The 17,536-nt window shown below is 69.2% G+C and carries 11 protein-coding genes and 3 pseudogenes; 7 read left to right on the forward strand and 7 right to left on the reverse strand.

Features of this window, described 5'->3' with window-relative positions:
• The first annotated feature begins 80 nt into the window (after nt 1–80).
• Entirely contained in the window at nt 81–2,549 is a 2,469-nt protein-coding gene (gene uvrA / locus ABZV34_RS31150; protein ID WP_356283953.1) for an excinuclease ABC subunit UvrA, read from the forward strand.
• 129 nt (nt 2,550–2,678) lie between these two features.
• Here the strand turns inward: uvrA and ABZV34_RS31155 are convergent, their stop codons facing one another.
• The 4 genes from ABZV34_RS31155 to ABZV34_RS31170 all read right to left on the reverse strand — a co-directional run bounded on the left by ABZV34_RS31155 (nt 2,679) and on the right by ABZV34_RS31170 (nt 6,963).
• Entirely contained in the window at nt 2,679–3,242 is a 564-nt protein-coding gene (locus tag ABZV34_RS31155; RefSeq protein WP_356283956.1) for a type 1 glutamine amidotransferase domain-containing protein, read from the reverse strand.
• 436 nt (nt 3,243–3,678) lie between these two features.
• Nucleotides 3,679–4,128 carry a DUF1931 family protein gene (locus ABZV34_RS31160; protein ID WP_356283959.1) on the reverse strand — a complete coding sequence of 150 codons (450 nt, stop codon included), beginning with the start codon at nt 4,126–4,128 and terminating at the stop codon, nt 3,679–3,681.
• Between the two features lie 693 nt (nt 4,129–4,821).
• A complete protein-coding gene (locus ABZV34_RS31165; protein ID WP_356283962.1) occupies nt 4,822–5,667 on the reverse strand; it encodes an aldo/keto reductase in 846 nt (281 codons plus the stop codon).
• Between the two features lie 102 nt (nt 5,668–5,769).
• Complete coding sequence (locus ABZV34_RS31170; RefSeq protein ID WP_356283965.1) at nt 5,770–6,963, reverse strand: MFS transporter; 1,194 nt, start codon at nt 6,961–6,963, stop codon at nt 5,770–5,772.
• Nucleotides 6,964–7,223: 260 nt separating this feature from the next.
• Here ABZV34_RS31170 and ABZV34_RS31175 point away from each other — a divergent pair, with 260 nt between their 5' ends.
• Nucleotides 7,224–8,114, forward strand: a complete 891-nt coding sequence (locus ABZV34_RS31175; RefSeq protein WP_356283968.1) for a LysR family transcriptional regulator — start codon at nt 7,224–7,226, stop codon at nt 8,112–8,114.
• 325 nt (nt 8,115–8,439) lie between these two features.
• On the opposite strand, the gene ABZV34_RS31180 is transcribed toward ABZV34_RS31175, so the two are convergent.
• Nucleotides 8,440–10,068 carry a helix-turn-helix domain-containing protein gene (locus ABZV34_RS31180; protein WP_356283971.1) on the reverse strand — a complete coding sequence of 543 codons (1,629 nt, stop codon included), beginning with the start codon at nt 10,066–10,068 and terminating at the stop codon, nt 8,440–8,442.
• 354 nt (nt 10,069–10,422) lie between these two features.
• Here ABZV34_RS31180 and ABZV34_RS31185 point away from each other — a divergent pair.
• From ABZV34_RS31185 to ABZV34_RS31205, 5 genes and pseudogenes are all read left to right on the forward strand, one after another.
• Nucleotides 10,423–10,647 (forward strand): annotated as a pseudogene (locus tag ABZV34_RS31185) (MerR family transcriptional regulator); the annotation flags it as partial.
• Entirely contained in the window at nt 10,638–13,277 is a 2,640-nt protein-coding gene (gene clpB, locus ABZV34_RS31190) for an ATP-dependent chaperone ClpB (protein WP_356283973.1), read from the forward strand. The pseudogene ABZV34_RS31185 and the gene clpB, both read left to right, overlap by 10 nt.
• Nucleotides 13,274–13,720 carry a thioredoxin gene (gene trxA / locus ABZV34_RS31195; RefSeq protein ID WP_356283976.1) on the forward strand — a complete coding sequence of 149 codons (447 nt, stop codon included), beginning with the start codon at nt 13,274–13,276 and terminating at the stop codon, nt 13,718–13,720. The genes clpB and trxA overlap by 4 nt, the downstream gene beginning before the upstream one ends.
• 5 nt (nt 13,721–13,725) lie before the next feature.
• On the forward strand, nt 13,726–13,989 hold the full coding sequence (locus ABZV34_RS31200) for a UBP-type zinc finger domain-containing protein (protein WP_356283979.1): 264 nt from the start codon (nt 13,726–13,728) through the stop codon (nt 13,987–13,989).
• Entirely contained in the window at nt 13,989–15,776 is a 1,788-nt protein-coding gene (locus ABZV34_RS31205; RefSeq protein ID WP_356283982.1) for an FAD-dependent oxidoreductase, read from the forward strand. Before ABZV34_RS31200 ends, ABZV34_RS31205 begins: the two co-directional genes overlap by 1 nt.
• 9 nt (nt 15,777–15,785) lie before the next feature.
• Here the strand turns inward: ABZV34_RS31205 and ABZV34_RS31210 are convergent.
• Nucleotides 15,786–15,863, reverse strand: a pseudogene (locus ABZV34_RS31210) (IS5/IS1182 family transposase); the annotation flags it as partial.
• 361 nt (nt 15,864–16,224) lie between these two features.
• Nucleotides 16,225–17,157: pseudogene (locus tag ABZV34_RS31215) on the reverse strand (transposase family protein).
• Between the last annotated feature and the right edge of the window lie 379 nt (nt 17,158–17,536).

Genomic DNA, 17,536 nt, shown 5'->3' on the forward strand with positions numbered 1-17,536 from the left:
CACTCGGGACGCTCGTGTGAGCGAGGCCCGGTGACGGCGCCTGTCGCGCGGTTCCCGGCGCGATCGGGTAATCAGGAACGGTGAACAAGGACGCGACCGACCCCTTCGTGCATGTCCGGGGCGCCAGTGAGAACAACCTGCGGAACATCGATGTCGACGTTCCGCGGGACGCGCTGGTCGCCTTCACCGGCGTCTCCGGTTCGGGCAAGTCCTCGCTCGCCTTCGGCACGCTCTACGCGGAGGCCCAGCGGCGCTACTTCGAGTCCGTCGCACCGTACGCTCGAAGGCTGTTGCAACAGGTCGGCGCACCGCACGTGCAGGAAATCACCGGACTGCCACCGGCTGTGGCCCTGCAGCAGCGGCGCGGGTCGCCCAGCTCGCGCTCGACGGTCGGCACCATCACCACGCTGTCCAATCTGCTGCGCATGCTGTACTCCCGCGCCGGCACCTATCCGCCCCGGGCCGCGCGGCTGGAAGCCGAGTCATTTTCACCCAACACCGCGGCCGGCGCCTGCCCGGAGTGCCACGGACTGGGCGTCGTGCACGACGTCGCCGAGGACCTGCTCGTCCCGGACCCCTCGCTGAGCATCCGTGAGGGGGCGATCGCCGCCTGGCCGGGCGCCTGGCAGGGCGCCAACTTGCGCAGTGTCGTGAGCGGCCTGGGGATCGACATCGATCGACCGTGGCGCAGGCTCAGGAAGAGGGACCGGGACTGGCTGCTGTACACGGACGAGCAGCCCTCCGTGTACATCGAGCCGGAGGAGGACCGCGTCGACTACGGCTACCAGGGCAAGTTCTGGAGCGCCCGCAAGCACGTCATGCACGTCCTCGCCGACTCCAAGAGCGAGAAGATGCGCGAACGGGCACTCCGGTTCGTCAGGAGTGTGCCTTGCCCCCAGTGTCACGGCAGCGGACTGCGGCCCGAGGCCCTCGTCGTGACCTTCGCCGGGCGTTCCATCGCCGAGATCAACGTGATGCCGCTCACCGAGGTCGTGGCGCTGCTGCGGCCCGTCGCGGGGCGGTCCGAGGCCGATGCCGCCACGTCGACCGCCCGGTCCGGGGAGACGACCGAGGTCGCGGTCCGGATCTGTGGCGATCTGGTCGCGCGGGTCGACGTACTGCTCGACCTGGGCCTCGGATATCTCAGCCTCGGGCGCCGCTCTACGACCCTGTCGCCCGGTGAGGCTCAGCGCCTGCGGATCGCCACCCAGCTGCGCTCGGGACTGTTCGGCGTCGTCTACGTTCTCGACGAACCCTCCGCGGGCCTGCACCCGGCTGACGCGGAACCGCTGCTGGACGTGCTGGACCGCCTCAAGGCGGCGGGCAACTCGCTGTTCGTCGTGGAGCACGACATGGACGTCGTACGGCGGGCGGACTGGGTGGTCGACATCGGCCCCGGCGCGGGCGAGGGTGGCGGACGCGTGCTGTACAGCGGCCCGGTCGCCGGTCTTGAGCAGGTCGGGGAGTCGGCCACGAGCCAGTACCTGTTCGGGCGCGCCCAGCCGCTCGATCACCGCCCGCGCGCACCTCACGGCTGGCTGCACCTGAGCGGCGTCTCCCGTCACAATCTGCGCGATGTGTCCGTCGACGTACCGCTCTGTGTACTGACGGCGGTGACGGGCGTGTCCGGTTCCGGAAAGTCGACGCTGGTGACGCAGGTGCTCGCCGAGGTCGTCCGCGGCCACCTCGGACTCGTACCCGAGGAGCCCGACGAGGCGCAGTTGGAGGTCGACGTCCAGGACGCGTCGGGGGTCGAGTCGTTCGACCGGCTGGTCCGGGTCGACCAACGGCCCATCGGCCGAACTCCCAGGTCCAACCTGGCCACGTACACGGGGATGTTCGACGCGGTGCGCAAGCTGTACGCGGCGACGGATGAGGCCAGGGCGCGTGGCTACTCGGCCGGGCGGTTCTCCTTCAATGTGCCCGAAGGGCGGTGCGAGACCTGCCAGGGCGAAGGATTCGTCGCTGTGGAACTGCTGTTCCTGCCCGGCACCTACGCGCCGTGCCCGACCTGCGAGGGCGCCCGGTACAACGCCGAAACGCTGGAAGTCACCTACTGCGGTAAGAACATCGCGGACGTGCTGGCGCTGTCCGTCGACGCCGCCGCCGAGTTCCTGTCCGCCGTCCCGTCCGCCTCCCGCAGTCTGGAGACGTTGCGCGAGGTGGGACTGGGGTACCTGCGGCTGGGTCAGCCCGCGACGGAACTCAGCGGTGGTGAGGCGCAACGCATCAAACTGGCCACCGAACTGCAGCGTGCCCGCCGCGGGCACGCGCTCTACCTGCTCGACGAGCCGACGGCGGGGCTGCACCCCTCGGACATCGCGCTGCTGCTGCGACAGCTGCACCGGCTCGTCGACGCCGGCAACACGGTCGTCCTCGTCGAGCACGACCTGGACACGATCGCCACCGCCGACTGGGTCATCGACCTCGGGCCGGGCGGCGGCGACGCGGGCGGACGGGTGGTCGCGGCGGGCCCGCCGGCCAAGGTGGCGAGGGCCCGCCGCAGCGCCACCGCGCCCTATCTCGCGGCCCGGCTCGCACGCTCATGACGACGGCCCGAGGGGCTGAGCACCGGTCAGCCGGGTTCGGGGCGCGGGGTCACGCGCGTCGCTATGCCGCGTTCCAGCTTGTGGCAGATATCGCTCGCCAGGTGCCCCGTCTGGGCCCATTCCGTCGGGTCAGCTAGGCATGAGGTGGTGCGCTCGGGCGAACTGTTCCACGACGGCGGCGCAAAAGGCGGGCAGGTCGGCCGGGCTGCGGCTGGTGACCAGCTGCCCGTCGACGACCACCTCCTGGTCGACGACCTCCGCGCCGGCGTTGCGCAGGTCGGTGCGGATGCTGGGCCAGGACGTCAAGCGGCGGCCGCGCACAGCGTCGGCTTCCGCCAGGGTCCACGGGCCGTGGCAGATCGATGCGACCGGCTTCCCGCTGGCCATGAAGTCCTTGACGAACTGCACCGCGTCGCGGTCCATGCGCAGCTGGTCAGGGTTCATGGTGCCGCCAGGCAGGAGCAGGGCGTGGTAGTCGTCTACGGAGGCGTCGGCGACCAGGCGGTCCACGGGGAAGGTTCCGGCCGCGTTGAGGTCGAACTGGCGGGCCTGGATCTCGCCGGGGTGGAGCGAGACGATCTCGGTCTTCGCGCCTGCGCCGTGCAGCGCACCGCGCGGTTGGTCGAGTTCCACGCGCTCGACGCCGTCGGTGGCCAGAATCCCCACCAGCATCCCCCGGAGTTCCTGTGTCATGATTCGGCTCCCTTCACGAGTCGCTGGTTCGATGTGAGTGGTAGGGACACCCGGCAGGGCCTGTCTGCGTCCCTTTTCCGGACCGGGGACCGCGAGGGCCGGACGAAGGCGCCCCGAGCCCTTGTCTGCGCGGTCAGTGAAAGCTGCCGTCCAGCCGTCGTCGCGGGCGTCGACGTATTGGCATCCGTGTATTCGTCTGCTGCCCCGTTCGATAGGAGTTCGTGAGACGATCCAGGACGGCTCGGCCTTCCCGGCCTTGACCAGGCCGCCAGGCCGTCTCGGTCGCGTGCCAGACGTGCCGCCGCGCTGAAACCGCGATCGCGAATCCCGAACACCTGCGGGGCGACCCGGGCCTCGGTGAAGGTTCGCGGTCTCTACCTTCCGCCCCCGTTCGGCATCTCAGTGCAGTCCGGCGACACGCACCGGAGCGCGACTGCTACAGCAGCCTGTCGAACACCGCGGTCACGCCCTCCCAGTGACTGGTCTGCGGGTTCTTGACATCCGGATACATGATTTTGAAGGTCTCGGCGAGGGCCACGCTGAGACCGCCGATGATCTCGGGGTAGCGCTCTTCGGCCTCCTGGGTGGGTGTCCTGTCGAGGGGAGGATGCGCGGCGAGCTGTTCCAGGATCGGCTTCAGTTCGACCTCCTCGTCAAGCCGCCGGAACCGGTGGATGCTCTCCTGAAGGCCCTTGGTGATCGGTAGATCCCACGGTTCGACGGTATCCCTGCCGTTGGCCTTGGCTGACGCCTGGCCGGCGACCAGGAGGTCGTAGAGCTTGGCGTTGACGAAGTCGCCGAACCGCTTCAGGTCGTTCTTGTCCACATCGAGGCTTGCAGCGGCGCGGAAGAACCTCTCGAACTTCGACACACCCATCACGGTCATGCCTCTCGCCTCCTCACCGGGAACGGACGGCGTCGTTCGCTCTCGCCCGCGCCGACATCGGCTGATACCCCGTCGAGGTTCGCAGAGTCCCCTGCTGAGCGCCTCCGCACCCCAGGCCGAAAAGGGGCGCCCCCTCTTCCCCTGGCAGAGCAGCATGAAGTGCGCAGGCATTCGTCGGCCATCCGCGGGGCCGTCGTCCCTCCGTAGAAGGCTGCACAACGTTGCAATGCCTCGAACGAGGATCTGACCGGACGACACGACCAGTTCCGGGGAGCGGGACTGTATTAGGCCAACCAGCCGAGACTGAACAAGGCCTGGCGGGTCGGACTGAAGAGTAGGCAGGGGCAGCCGCGGCCGTTCTTCTCCAGATTGCGAGGTGTCTCCTGAGACGCCGGCGACTGTCCTGTTTGTGCGATGCACGACCAGTGCCTCGCTCACGGTCGTCACGCCCTCGTCCCAGCCGTCTTCGAGCTTCGGCCCCAAGAGGCCGGCGTAGTAGCCTGCCTGCTCATGGATGGGGTGGTTCACTCAGCTTCGCGTAGATCGTTTCGCCAGAAACACGTCAGTGGCTGGGCGGCAGGAGGGGCAGCCCACGGTGCGTCGGCGCGGTCGGAAAGGGGCGGCCGAACTGGCCGTGTCCTGCGGACGTGAGCCAGCGTGAGCGTGCGGGAGCGCGCAATCCTGTCAGCTCCTTCAAAGCATCTCCAGGGGCGTGGGCGCGCTGGGCGGTGGGAACGCCTCGTCGAGGGCGTCGAGCGCCTCGGTGGGAAGGTGGAGGTCCACCGCGCCGCGGTTGTCCCGAACGTGGTCGGGTGATCCGGAACGCGGGATCGCGGCCGCCCCCTGTTCCAGCACCCAGGCGAGTGCCACCTGGGTCGGTGTGGCTCCGAGGGTCCGGGCCACGGCTCCCAAGGTCTCGACCTTCAGCAGCCGCCCCTGCTCGATCGGGGAGTAGGCGATGACCGTCACCCCGGCCTCGCGGCACCAGGGGAGCAGATCCCACTCGACGCCGCGCCGGGAGAGGTTGTACAGCACCTGGTCGACGGCCACCGCGTCGCCGCCGGGGAGCGCGGTCAGCTCGGCCATGTCGGCGACGTCCAGATTGCTCACGCCCCAGTAACGGATCTTCTCCGCCTCCATCAGGTCGGTGAATCCCGCAAGGGTCTCCTCGAGGGGCCACCGTCCCCGCCAGTGCAACAGGTAGAGGTCCAGCTGTTCCGCACGGAGCCGCCGCAGGCTGCCCTCGCAGGCGGCGACGGTGCCCTTCCGGTCGGCGTGGCCGGGCAGCACCTTGCTGACGAGGAAGACATCCTCCCGGTGTCCCCGCAGGGCCTCCCCGACGAGCTCCTCGGCTGCGCCGTCGCCGTACATCTCCGCCGTGTCGACGACGGTCATGCCCAGGTCCACGCCCAGCCGCAGCGCGGCGATCTCCTGTTCACGCCGGGCCGGTTCCTCGCCCAGGTACCAGGTGCCCTGCCCGAGCGCCGCAATTTTCTCACCGGAGGGGAGCGCGATCGTTTTGGCCGATTCCGTAAACATGTCCGGCCTCCCGTCTGCTGCGGATCCGTGTCACGCGTGCCCGTAAAGAGTGCCCCAGGCCCGCGCCTCCCAGACAGCCGGTGTCGCATGCGCCGCAGGAGGTCAGGAGGGGCGAGCGGACTGCGCCGAGAACGTTCCGGGACCGGGTTTGCGGTCGCGCAACGCGACGGCGACCGACACGACGGCGCCACAGGAGAGGACCGCCGCGAAGCCGATCATCGCGGTCTGCACGGCGAAATGCCGCAGGGCGATGCTGAACAGGACGGAGGGCACGCCCATTCCAAGGTACGCGACGACGAAGAACACGGCGAGGACCCCCGCGCGTGACGCGGGCTCGGCCACTGAAACGGCACGTTCGACGCCTCCCTTGAACAGCAGCCCGGAGCCGGCTCCCGACAAGGACACAGCGACCAGGTAGAGCCAGAGCTCCGGGTGGTAGAGGGCGACGGCGCACAGGACCAGGCCAACCGGGAATACCACTGCCCCCACGGTCAGGACCCGGGGCAGTGGGAGGCGGCTCAGCACCAGCTGGGCGGCCGCCGCGGAACCGAACATGAGGAAGGCCGCCAGGCCGACCACGAGGTGCGAGTCGGTGTGCAGGGTGCCATGGAGCACGCTCGCCCCGAGGGAGGAGATCAGGCCGAGGATCGCGAAGGCGAAGGCACCCAGCGCGCCGGCCGCGCCGAACGTCCGCGCGCCGCCGGGGCGCAGGGCGAACCTGCTGGGCGGTTGGGCCGCGGGCAGCTCCAGGTCCACGGTCTCCGGGGTGGACAGCACCAGCGCCAGGCACACTGCCATGGCGAGCGTGAAGATCGCCTGGGCGGTGATCAGGGGCGCGGGAAGCCACTCGGCGGCGGCTCCGGCGACCAGGGGCCCTGAGGCCAGGCCGCCGAGGTTGGCGGCGGTGGCCACGATGCCGGGCAGCACCGAATCCGTCCGCTCCGGACGGGCCTCGTGGTGGAGGTCGTGCAGGTACGTCGTCGCGGTCGAGGCCATCAGCCCCAGTCCGAAACCGTTCAGGATCCTGCCCGCGATCAGCCCCGGCAGGTCCCGCCACACGATCAGTACGACCGACGCGACGATGCCGACCAGCAGCGCCGGGACGATGATGCGCCGTCGGCCGAGTCGGTCCGACAGGTGTCCCAGTCCGAGGAAGGCGGCCGCTGCGCCCACGACCATCAAGGCGTACGCCACCGTGACCGTGGTCGCGCCGAAGTGGTCACGGGCCTCATACAGCGGCCACAGCGGGGTCGGCGCGGTACCGAAGGCCATCAGCACGGTGAAGGCCACCGCCACGAACCAGAAGCCGGTCGTGTGCGAGGCACGGCGCCGGGCGGGGGCGCGGGGCGGCCGGCCGGCGGGAGCGCGTGCTGGGATCCGGTAGGTCGGGTTGTCGGGAGCGTCGTCTGTGGGACGGCTCAGCGGCGTCGGAACGGCAGGCAGGGGTACCCCTCCTCGGGCGGAAGTAGATGGTGCTTTCCATCCTCCTCACCAGCCGGGATCAGTGCCAACGAATGTTTTTGCTGAGCTCGAGCAAAGCGAGTGATACTTCTCGGGTGGAGCTACGTCAGCTGGAACACTTCATTGCGGTCGCCGAGGAGCTGAGTTTCACGCGTGCCGCCCGTCGGCTGCACGTGGTGCAGTCCGGGGTGTCCGCCGCGATCCGCTCCCTGGAGCGCGAGCTCGGCTGCGCGCTGTTCGAGCGCACGTCGCAGCAGGTCCGGCTCACCGGGGCGGGCGCCGCGCTGCTGCCGGAGGCTCGGGCCACCCTGCACGCCTCCCAGGCGGCTCAGGACGCCGTGCACGCCGCACAGGGCACGCTGCGCGGCACGGTCAATGTGGGCGCCATGGCCTCGGTCGAGGTGGTGGACCTGCCTGCGCTCCTCGGGCAACTGCACGCGCGGCATCCCGCGATCGACGTCCGGCTGCGGCTGGCGACGACCGGATCGGCAGGACTGGCGCACGCCCTGCTCAGCGGGGACCTCGACGTGGCCCTCCTGTCGCTGCCCGAGCACAAACCTGCCGGGATCGACGCACGGGAGTTGGCCACGGTGCCGCTCGTCCTGGTGGTGAGCGCCGCCCATCCGCTCGCGCACCGGGGGGAGGTGGCACTTGCGGACCTCGCGGGAGAGCCCTTCGTTGACTTCCCGTCGGGCTACGGCAACCGTGAGGTGGTCGACCGGGCGTTCGCGGTGGCGGGCGTCGTACGCCGGGTGGCACTGGAAGTGCCCGACATCGACATGGGCGCGGCACTGGTCCGGCACGGTCTGGGCATCGCCTTCCTGCCAGTGTTCGCCGTTGCCCGCACGCCCGGCCTGCACGTCCTGGACGTGCACGGCACCGTGCTCCGCTGGAGCATGCATCTCGGCACGTCCTCGACCAGGCGGCCCAGCTCGGCCCTGCGGGCGCTGCTCGACCTGGTCGACCTCCACGTCATCGCCCTGTGACGCCCGGGCCGCGGCCCGGGCGTCTCCCGTCGGTGGTGCCCGGCCCCTTGTGCTCGCTCGGGCCGCGACATCTGCCGCAGCATCCACTGACGCTCAGACTGCCGTCGTCCATAGGCGGCGTCGGACACCTAATCGATCCTTCGAGGCTGGTGCCGAAGGCCCCGCCGATCATCGCGGTGGCGGTGATGAACCAAGGCCTCCGTCTTGGCGCGACTCGACCTCCCTTGATCAACCGAGGAAGGGTCACCTACTCACCGCAGCTCTGTAACGGGTTGGCCCGCCCAACTGGTGCTGACACCGATCACACGAAGGCTCTGGTGAGGCATCAGCCGGGGCTGCCCAGCACGATCTTCCACACTCGGGTCGCCACCTGGAGGTTCAACCGGTCCTCGACGTTCGCGAGGTCGTTGCCGCTGATGTCGCGGATGCGCTGGAGCCGATAGCGCAGCGTGCTGCGGTGGATCGCGAGGGATTCCGCGGTCTCGTCGTAATTGCCGCCGCAGTCGAAATACCGGGACAGGGTCTCCATCATGACCGCGTGGTGCCGGGAGTCGTAGTCGATGAGCTTCCCGAGCCACTCGTGGACGAACGTCTCCAGTTCCCGGTAATCGTTGCCAGGTCCCAGGATGCGGTAGAGACCGAGCTCGTCGAAGAACGTCGTGCCGTAACGCTCGCGGGAGTGGCGGCGCACTTCCAGGGCGCGCAGCGCCTCCTGGTAGTGGTGGGGGATGTCGGTCAGCGAGTCGCAAGGGGAGCTCACCCCGATCGTCCCGGACCGTGTCCCTGTCTTCCGAGCGAGCGCCTCGTACAACGCGCGGGCGTGCGGCCTGTCGTCGGCGACCAGGACCACGTGGTCGGAACGTCGGGTCAGCAGCGAGCGCATGCCCACGGCAGCGGCCGCCCGTCCCACGGTCTGCGCGAAGGAGCCGTCCGCCGTCCTGTTCGGCCACTGCACCACGACGATGTAGTGGCTGCGGTGCAAGTCGTGTCCGAGTGCCTCGGACCGGGCGTAGGCGCTCGCCTCGTCCGTCCCTGCCAGGAGGTCGTCGACAAGCTCGCGGTGCAGCCTCAGCTCCACTTCGGCCAGCTTGCGCAGGTGCGTCAGCTCCGGGGCGAGCGACGCGGCGGCGTGTTCCAGCGCGAGCACGGTGTACTCGTCGGCCTCGCCCTGGACATCTACCAGGGCGAGCACACCCAGGATCTCGCCGCGCGGGCGGACGAGGGCGATCAGCCGGTCATTTATCCGCACCGGCCCGGCTTGACAGGCGACGGCGTGCAGCATTGCGTCGTGGCGCAAGGGGTCCGGTTCAGGATAGGGGTCGGGGCGGCTGGGGCCGGTCCAGGACCTCAACCGGCCGAAGCGGTCCTCGACCAACGCGGGGAGTCCAGTGAACCTGTGCAGTGCGCGCGTGATGGCTTCCTCGCTGCCGCTCGAGGCAGCGACGTCGGCCATGAGCACGTGAACGGCTCGCTGGTACCCCAGCTCGGCCACGACACAGATCAGCTGCCGCTGGAGGGCCGTGCGTTCGTCTCTCAGTCGGTGCAGCTCCAGCACCTCCTCGCGTTGGCGGCGGTGTGCGAAGGCGACTGACAGCGCGGCAGCGGTGTGCCGGACGAGTGCGGTGAGCAGGGATCGCTCAGCCTCGGTGGGCGGGCAGCGGGACGTCACCACGAGGTAGCCGTGGAGTCCCTCAAGTCCGCGTAGCCCCAGGGCCCGGCCCCAGGGCCTGCCGGGTATGGCCACAGGGCCGTCCTGCCCGGCCAGCTGCCGCACCCTCCGGCCCATGGCCGAGGCATGCGTATGCCCGTTCCTCGGGCTGGGGACCAGGTCGCCACCCACCTTGAGGTATCCAGCCTCGGCGCGGTACGGCCCTGCGGCGGCTATGTGGTCCATGGCCAGTCGCAGGATCTCGTCTTCGTCCGGGGTGTCGAACAGGGCGCGGGAGAGGACCATCAGGTCGCGGGGGTCATGGTCGGCTGGGGCTCGAGCGGGTGGGCGGGGCCGTCTGCGGGCGGCCGTGGGGTGCCACCCAGCGCTGCCACGCGAAAGACTGCCCGCCCGGTGTGGGCAGCGGTGGTACGGGCTGTGCGTCCGACTGCCGGCCATGAAATCACTCCGTTTTCCCTGAGCCTTCAGGGAGGCGAGCAAAGGTTCGCATACCCGCTCCGGACCCGGCTTATCCGATATACTCCGATTTTTCTCTCGTACTCGTGGGGCAATCTGACTCGTGCATTCCTGACTCGCCAGGCGCAGGCGTGGAGCCACCAGGTTCGTCATCCTGGGGAGTGCTCGAGACCCTCCGTGGGGTTCGTCGCCCTCGGCCCTGTCGACGCCGAAACGCGACGCTGCGGGGCACCTGGTGTTCGACCCCATGGCCCGGGCGGTACTCGCCCGCATCCAGCGGCTGCGCACCGGACTCTGCCTCAACTAGCATCCATCGGCTTGGTGCTCGACCTGCTGGAGCGCATCAGTCCGCTGGAAACCGCCCTGCGCCTCCGCGGCACGAGGAGTGAAGCACCCCCATGGACATGAACCGTCTCACCCAGAAGTCCCAGGAAGCCCTCCAGGAGGCCCAGACAGCGGCCGTCGGCATGGGCCACACCGAGGTCGACGGGGAACACCTGCTGCTTGCACTTCTCGATCAGGAGGAGGGTCTGATCCCGCGGTTGCTACAGCAGGCCGGCACCGAGCCGAAGGAACTGCGCGCGGCCGTGCGTGAGGAACTCTCCCGCCGCCCGAAGGTCACCGGCCCCGGCGCGGCGCCCGGTCAGGTCTTCGTCACCCAGCGCCTCGGCCGCCTGCTCGACGCGGCCGAACGGGAGGCCAAACGCCTCAAGGACGAGTACGTGTCCGTGGAGCACCTCCTGCTCGCGCTGGCCGAGGAGAGCTCTTCGACGGCCGCCGGACGACTGCTCACACAGGCCGGCATCACCAGAGACTCGTTCCTGAGCGCGCTCACCCAGGTCCGCGGCAACCAGCGCGTCACCTCCGCCAACCCCGAAGTGGCCTACGAGGCTCTGGAGAAGTACGGCCGCGACCTGGTCCTCGAGGCCCGGTCCGGGCGGCCGGACCCGGTCATCGGCCGTGACGCGGAGATCCGCCGCGTCACCCAGATCCTCAGCCGCAAGACCAAGAACAACCCCGTACTCATCGGTGACCCCGGCGTCGGCAAGACCGCCATCGTCGAGGGCCTGGCCCAGCGCATCGTTCGCGGCGACGTCCCCGAGGGCTTGCGCGACAAGACAGTGTTCGCCCTCGACATGGGCTCTCTGGTCGCCGGTGCCAAGTACCGCGGCGAGTTCGAGGAACGCCTCAGGGCCGTGCTGTCCGAGGTGAAGGCCGCCCAGGGGCGCATCCTGCTCTTCGTCGACGAACTCCACACCGTCGTAGGAGCGGGCGCCGCCGAAGGGGCCATGGACGCGGGCAACATGCTCAAGCCGATGCTCGCCCGCGGCGAACTCCACATGATCGGCGCCACCACCCTCGACGAGTACCGCAAGCACATCGAGAAGGACGCCGCCCTCGAACGCCGCTTCCAGCAGGTAATGGTCGACGAGCCCAGTGTGGAGGACACCATCTCCATCCTGCGCGGACTGCGCGAACGCCTCGAGGTGTTCCACGGCGTGAAGATCCAAGACACCGCGCTGGTCTCCGCGGCCACCCTCAGCCACCGCTACATCACCGAACGGTTCCTGCCCGACAAGGCCATCGACCTCGTCGACGAGGCGTGCGCCCGGCTGCGTACCGAGATCGACTCGATGCCCGCCGAACTCGACGAGATCACCCGCCGCGTCACCCGCCTGGAGATCGAGGAAGCGGCCCTGTCCAAGGAGACCGACCCCGCCAGCAAAGGCCGCCTGGAGGAGCTGCGCAGGGAACTGGCTGACCTGCGCGGCGAGGCCGACGCCAGACACGCCCAGTGGGAGGCCGAACGGCAGGCGATCCGCCGCGTGCAGGAACTGCGCCAGGAACTGGAGCAGGTACGCCACGACGCAGAGGAGGCCGAACGCGCCTACGACCTCAACCGCGCCGCCGAACTCCGCTACGGTCGCCTCCAGGACCTGGAGCGGCGACTCGCCGCAGAGGAGGAGCAACTGGCCGCCAAACAAGGGCAGGACCGGCTGCTGCGCGAAGTCGTCACCGAGGAGGAGATCGCCGAGATCGTCGCCGCCTGGACCGGCATCCCCGTCGCCCGCCTCCAAGAGGGCGAACGCGAGAAACTGCTGCGCCTTGACGAGATCCTGCGCGAGCGCGTCATCGGCCAGGACGAAGCCGTCAAGCTCGTCACCGACGCCATTATCCGCGCCCGCTCCGGCATCCGCGACCCTCGCCGCCCCATCGGATCGTTCATCTTCCTCGGCCCCACCGGCGTCGGGAAGACCGAGCTGGCTAAGACCCTCGCCCGGACTCTGTTCGACTCCGAGGAGAACATGGTCCGCCTCGACATGAGTGAGTACCAGGAGCGGCACACCGTCAGCCGGCTCATGGGCGCACCGCCCGGATACGTGGGCTACGAGGAAGGCGGCCAGCTCACCGAGGCCGTACGCCGCAAGCCGTACTCGGTCGTGCTGTTCGACGAGATCGAGAAGGCGCACACCGATGTCTTCAACACCCTCCTACAGATCCTCGATGACGGCCGCATCACCGATGCGCAGGGCCGCACCGTCAACTTCCGCAACACCGTAATCATCATGACGTCCAACATCGGCTCCGAGCATCTCCTCGACGGCGCCACCGCCGAAGGTGAGATCAAGCCCGGCGCCCGCGCCCTGGTGATGGGCGAGCTGCGCGGGCACTTCCGCCCGGAGTTCCTCAACCGCGTCGACGACACCGTGCTGTTCAAACCGCTCGGCGAACGGCAGATCGAGCGGATCGTGGAGCTGCAGTTCGACGAACTGCGCCGCCGCCTCGCCGAACGCCGCATCACCGTCGAACTCACCGACCCAGCACGGGAAGTGATCGCCCACCAGGGCTACGACCCGGTGTACGGCGCCCGGCCACTACGCCGCTACATCTCCCACGAGGTCGAGACACTGGTCGGACGCGCCCTGCTGCGCGGCGACGTCCAGGACGGCGCGGCGGTCCGCGTCGACGCCGAACACGGAGAGCTGGTGGTCACCTACGACCAGCCCGAGGACGTGAAGGGAGCGCGGGCGGCATGAGCACGATGCAGGCGACGACCGTCAGTTGCCCGAACTGCGGGCGCACCAACCGGGTGCCCGTGGCCGCGGAGGGCCGCCCCAAGTGCGGCAACTGCAAGCAGCCCCTACCGTGGACGGTAGAGGCGGGCGACGACGACTTCACCGAGATCGCCGAGCGGGCCGACGTCCCCGTCGTGGTCGACCTGTGGGCCACCTGGTGCGGCCCCTGCCGCAAGGTCAGCCCCGCGCTGGAGAAGGTCGCCACCGATCTCGCCGGCCGAATCAAACTCGTCAAGGTCGACGTCGACGCGAACCCTCGGCTGTCGCAGCGTTTCAAGGTCCAGGCGGTACCGACACTGCTCGTCCTCGACCAAGGCGAGGCGGTGGCCCGGCAGGCGGGGGCGGCGCCCGCCCCCGCTCTGCGCCAGTGGGTGGAACAGTCGATCACCGCCCGGGAAGGGTGATCCGGATGACCCTGCACGCAGACCCCCATCTCGCGCTTGTACGGCCGGTCCAGCCGCTGACCCCAGAAGGGTGTCAGGAGTGTCTGCTGCTCGGCTCCCCGTGGGTCCACTTGAGGCTCTGCCTGACCTGCGGACACGTCGGCTGCTGTGACTCCTCGCCGAACAAGCACGCGCGTAGGCACGCAGCTGCCGACGGCCATCCGATCGTGCAGTCCTTCCAGCCCGGCGAGGAATGGCGCTGGTGCTACGTTCACGAGGCATTCGTCTGATGTCCGGCGACCAGTCGCTGCCGGGCGAAGAGCCGGTGCCGGACGAAGCGGACAACGCCGTCTTCTGGGAGACCCCGGACACCTGCGGCGCGTATCCGCGCCTTACGGAGGACCAGATAGCACGTCTGGCCGAGCACGGGCAACGCCGAAGCATGGCTCCGAACGACGTGCTGATCCAGGAGGGTGAGCGCTGCCAGACATTCTTCGTCGTCCTCAGCGGTACCGTCGCCGTCGTCGAGGACTACGGCACTCCGGAGGAGCACGTGCTGCGCGTGCACGGCCCCGGTCGCTTCATCGGCGAACTCGGGCTGCTGCACGGACAGGTGGCCTTCTACACCGCTGTCACCACAGAGCCGGGCGAGGTCCTCGTCGTCTCATTGGACCAGTTGCGCCATCTCCTGGCCCAGGACTCCACCATCGGGGACGTCGTGCTACGCGCCTGCCTGGGCCGCCGCGCGCTGCTCGTCGGACAGGGCGCAGGCTTCCGCATCATCGGCTCGCGCTACTCGCCCGACACCCGCCGGCTGCGCGAATTCGCCATCCGCAACCGGCTGCCGCACCGCTGGATCGACCTGGAGACCGACGAGGAAGCCGAGGAGTTGCTGCGCCGCTTCGGCCTCGGCCCGGAGGAGACACCGCTCGTCATCTGGCGGGACACCACCCTGTTGCGCAACCCCAGCAACGCGGAACTGGCCCGGCTCATCGGTCTACCGTCACTACCTGCCGGAAACCGTCACGGCGACGTCCTCATCGTCGGCTCCGGACCCGCCGGCCTCGCTGCCGCGGTGTACGCCGCCTCGGAGGGCCTGAGCACCACCGTGGTGGAGGCGATGGCTACCGGCGGCCAGGCCGGCACGTCGTCCCGCATCGAGAATCTGCTCGGCTTCCCTGCCGGCATCTCCGGCGCCGAACTGACCGAACGCGCCATGCTCCAGGCCGACAAGTTCGGCGCCAGGATCAGCATTCCGGTGGAGGCGACCGGTCTCCAGCCCAAGGACGAGGACCACTACGTGGTGGCGTTCGCCGACGGCAGCGAGATCGCCGCCCGCGCCGTCGTCCTGGCCACGGGCGCCCGCTACCGCCGGCTCCAGGTGCCCGGGATCGAACGTCTGGAGGGAACGAGCGTCCACTACTCGGCGACCTTCTACGAGGCCAAGCAATGCCGCACCGACCCGGTGGCCGTCGTCGGCGGAGGCAACTCTGCAGGCCAGGCGGTGCTGTTCCTCGCCGGGTACGCGCCGAAGGTGCACCTGCTGGTCCGAGGACCCAGCCTTGAGGCCAGCATGTCTCGCTACCTGGTCGACCAGATCGAGCGCCATCCGCGAGTGGAGGTCATGCTGCACACCGAGGTCACCGAGGTCATCGGCCCGGAGTCCCTGGAGGAGCTCGACGTGGTCGACAACCGCACGGGCGGACACCACCGGCTCGCGGTACGGAGCCTGTTCGTCTTCACCGGCGCCGACCCCCACACCGAGTGGCTCGCCGGTTCCACCGCCCTGGACTCCCGCGGCTTCGTCCTCACCGGGCCCGAGGCCCAGGAAGCCTGCGCCCACCCCGAGGTGTGGCAAGGCCGCGGGCGCCCGTGCATGACCCTGGAGACCAGTCTGCCCGGGGTCTTCGCGGTAGGGGACGTCCGTAGCGGCTCGGTGAAGCGGGTGGCCTCGGCGGCCGGTGAGGGCGCGATGAGCATCCACTACGTGCACCGCTACCTGGGCCGCACAGCCGCGCACGGTGGCACCGACAGCTCACCGCACACCCGTCCGAAGGAGTCCGCTTGGCTCGCATGACGCCCAGGATCCGGAGTAGTACGGGGTGTCGACGGCGTTCCGGTCGATGGGCAGGAGGGTGCCGTCCAGGATCACGTACGCCTTCGTCCGGACGGTCGTCATTGCGGGTGATCTTGGTCGAGAACCCGTCTACCAGGAGGTGCAGGCGGTGGCCGTCACTGTCTTGGTCGTCGAGCTCGACCTGGCCGTCCGCGACCACCGTCCCGGCGACCTGGAGAAGGTAGCGCTGCCGCTGCTGCTCCCGCCGCTCCCGCCAGTGCAGGCGCAGCCACAGTGCCAGCAAAGTGAAGACCTCCGCGGTGACGATCCAGACGGTGGCAGCCGTGGCCGAGTCCATCAGAGGCCCCCTCACTCGTTGTATGGGCCCGCTTGGGGCCGGTCATGAGCTAACGATGTCGTGCGCGACTGAGGTTGGGGCGTGTTGGCCTGGCGGGTTGGCTGATGGTAATTACCGCTCTGCGGTGCGGTCGGACACGAGGCCGGCGATGGCCAGATGGGTCTCGGTGTAGTACTCGCGGCTGCCGAGGTACCGCTGGAGCGGCCTCCACTGCTTGTGCTCGGCGTTGGCGTGCTCGACGCAGATCCGCTCCGAGGATTGCTTCTTGCGGGCCGCCTCCCAGGCAGTGACCTCCTCGGCCGACGCGTCCTTGACGGGCCTCTTCGGCGGCGCCTGAACCTGGTCGGGAAACCGTTTGGCCAGGCCCCGGTATCCGGCATCCACCTTGGCCTTGACCTGCGGGTATTGCTCGAAGAGGGCCTCGATCCCCCTCGGTCTTGACCGCCGTCTGATCATGCATACGGCCCGGCCGGACGGCGTCAGTCCACAATGTCCGGCCCTTCCCGTCCGCGATGACGGTGGCCTTCTTGGTGTTCTGCCGCATCTTGCCGGACACGGACGCACGCCGCGGCCGGGGCGGCCCGCCTTCGGACGCCGGACCCGTACCTCGGTGCCGTCCAGGCGCAGCTCAACACCCATCGCCGTGGCGTAGGCCAAGACATCGGCCAGCCTGCGCAGACGCAGTCCCGCCTGGCCAGGAACCGCGAAGCCCCGCGCCGCCAGGAGCGGACGAATCTCATGGACGGCCCGCGTGACGGTGGATCGGTCCACGCCATAGAAGACGGCCAGGGCAGCGTGCGGAAGCTGAAACCGAAGGACCACCAACGTCGCGATCACCCGGTCGGTGAGAACCAGTTGGTGGCTGGGCCCGGCGCCCTCGCCACGCAAACGCTCATGGTCTCGGCGTTCGCCCAACCGGGACTCTTCCCGCGCCATCCACGGGCCGGCCAACTCGGCGATGAGCGCCCCGAGTCGACGTCTCGAGATGCCCGTGCAGATACGATGCGAGAGAGCCGTACGGGCCAAGGATCGCTTCACAACCATCCCAACCCGTACGGCTCTCCTCACGTTCCAGACCAGCCGAAACCGCTGTCGCACACAACGCCGTAAGGGGCCACAGAGCCCATGATCGTGAACTCGCGGTACAGAAATTTTTTCGCGTGCCTTGCGACGCTGCGCGGGCGGGCGGTTTCCCCTGCACGGTTCAGGGGCAGTTCCGGGCGAACGACGCTGCCGGTGCCGCTGTCCAGCCTCACCACTCTCAACTGCGCAGACGCGAGCAACGCAAGTGTTGAACTCGATTCGCCGGGAGGACCTCGGTGACCTTCCCCTCGTAGCGTAGAGACCGTGACTGCAGGGGAAGTTGAGGGTCATGGCAGGCAAGAGGCGGAAGTTCGACGCGGAGTTCCGTGAGGGGGCTGTG

This window comes from Streptomyces sp. NPDC005195 (genome assembly GCF_040608315.1).
GTDB lineage: Bacteria > Actinomycetota > Actinomycetes > Streptomycetales > Streptomycetaceae > Streptomyces > Streptomyces kaempferi.

Coding starts and splice junctions, on each gene's coding strand:
- ABZV34_RS31200 (WP_356283979.1), top strand. CDS start 13,726: ATGACCCTGCACGCAGACCCCCATCTCGCGCTTGTACGGCCGGTCCAG.
- trxA (WP_356283976.1), top strand. CDS start 13,274: ATGAGCACGATGCAGGCGACGACCGTCAGTTGCCCGAACTGCGGGCGC.
- ABZV34_RS31160 (WP_356283959.1), bottom strand. CDS start 4,128: ATGACCGTGATGGGTGTGTCGAAGTTCGAGAGGTTCTTCCGCGCCGCT.
- ABZV34_RS31180 (WP_356283971.1), bottom strand. CDS start 10,068: ATGGTCCTCTCCCGCGCCCTGTTCGACACCCCGGACGAAGACGAGATC.
- ABZV34_RS31165 (WP_356283962.1), bottom strand. CDS start 5,667: ATGTTTACGGAATCGGCCAAAACGATCGCGCTCCCCTCCGGTGAGAAA.
- ABZV34_RS31205 (WP_356283982.1), top strand. CDS start 13,989: ATGTCCGGCGACCAGTCGCTGCCGGGCGAAGAGCCGGTGCCGGACGAA.
- clpB (WP_356283973.1), top strand. CDS start 10,638: ATGGACATGAACCGTCTCACCCAGAAGTCCCAGGAAGCCCTCCAGGAG.
- ABZV34_RS31155 (WP_356283956.1), bottom strand. CDS start 3,242: ATGACACAGGAACTCCGGGGGATGCTGGTGGGGATTCTGGCCACCGAC.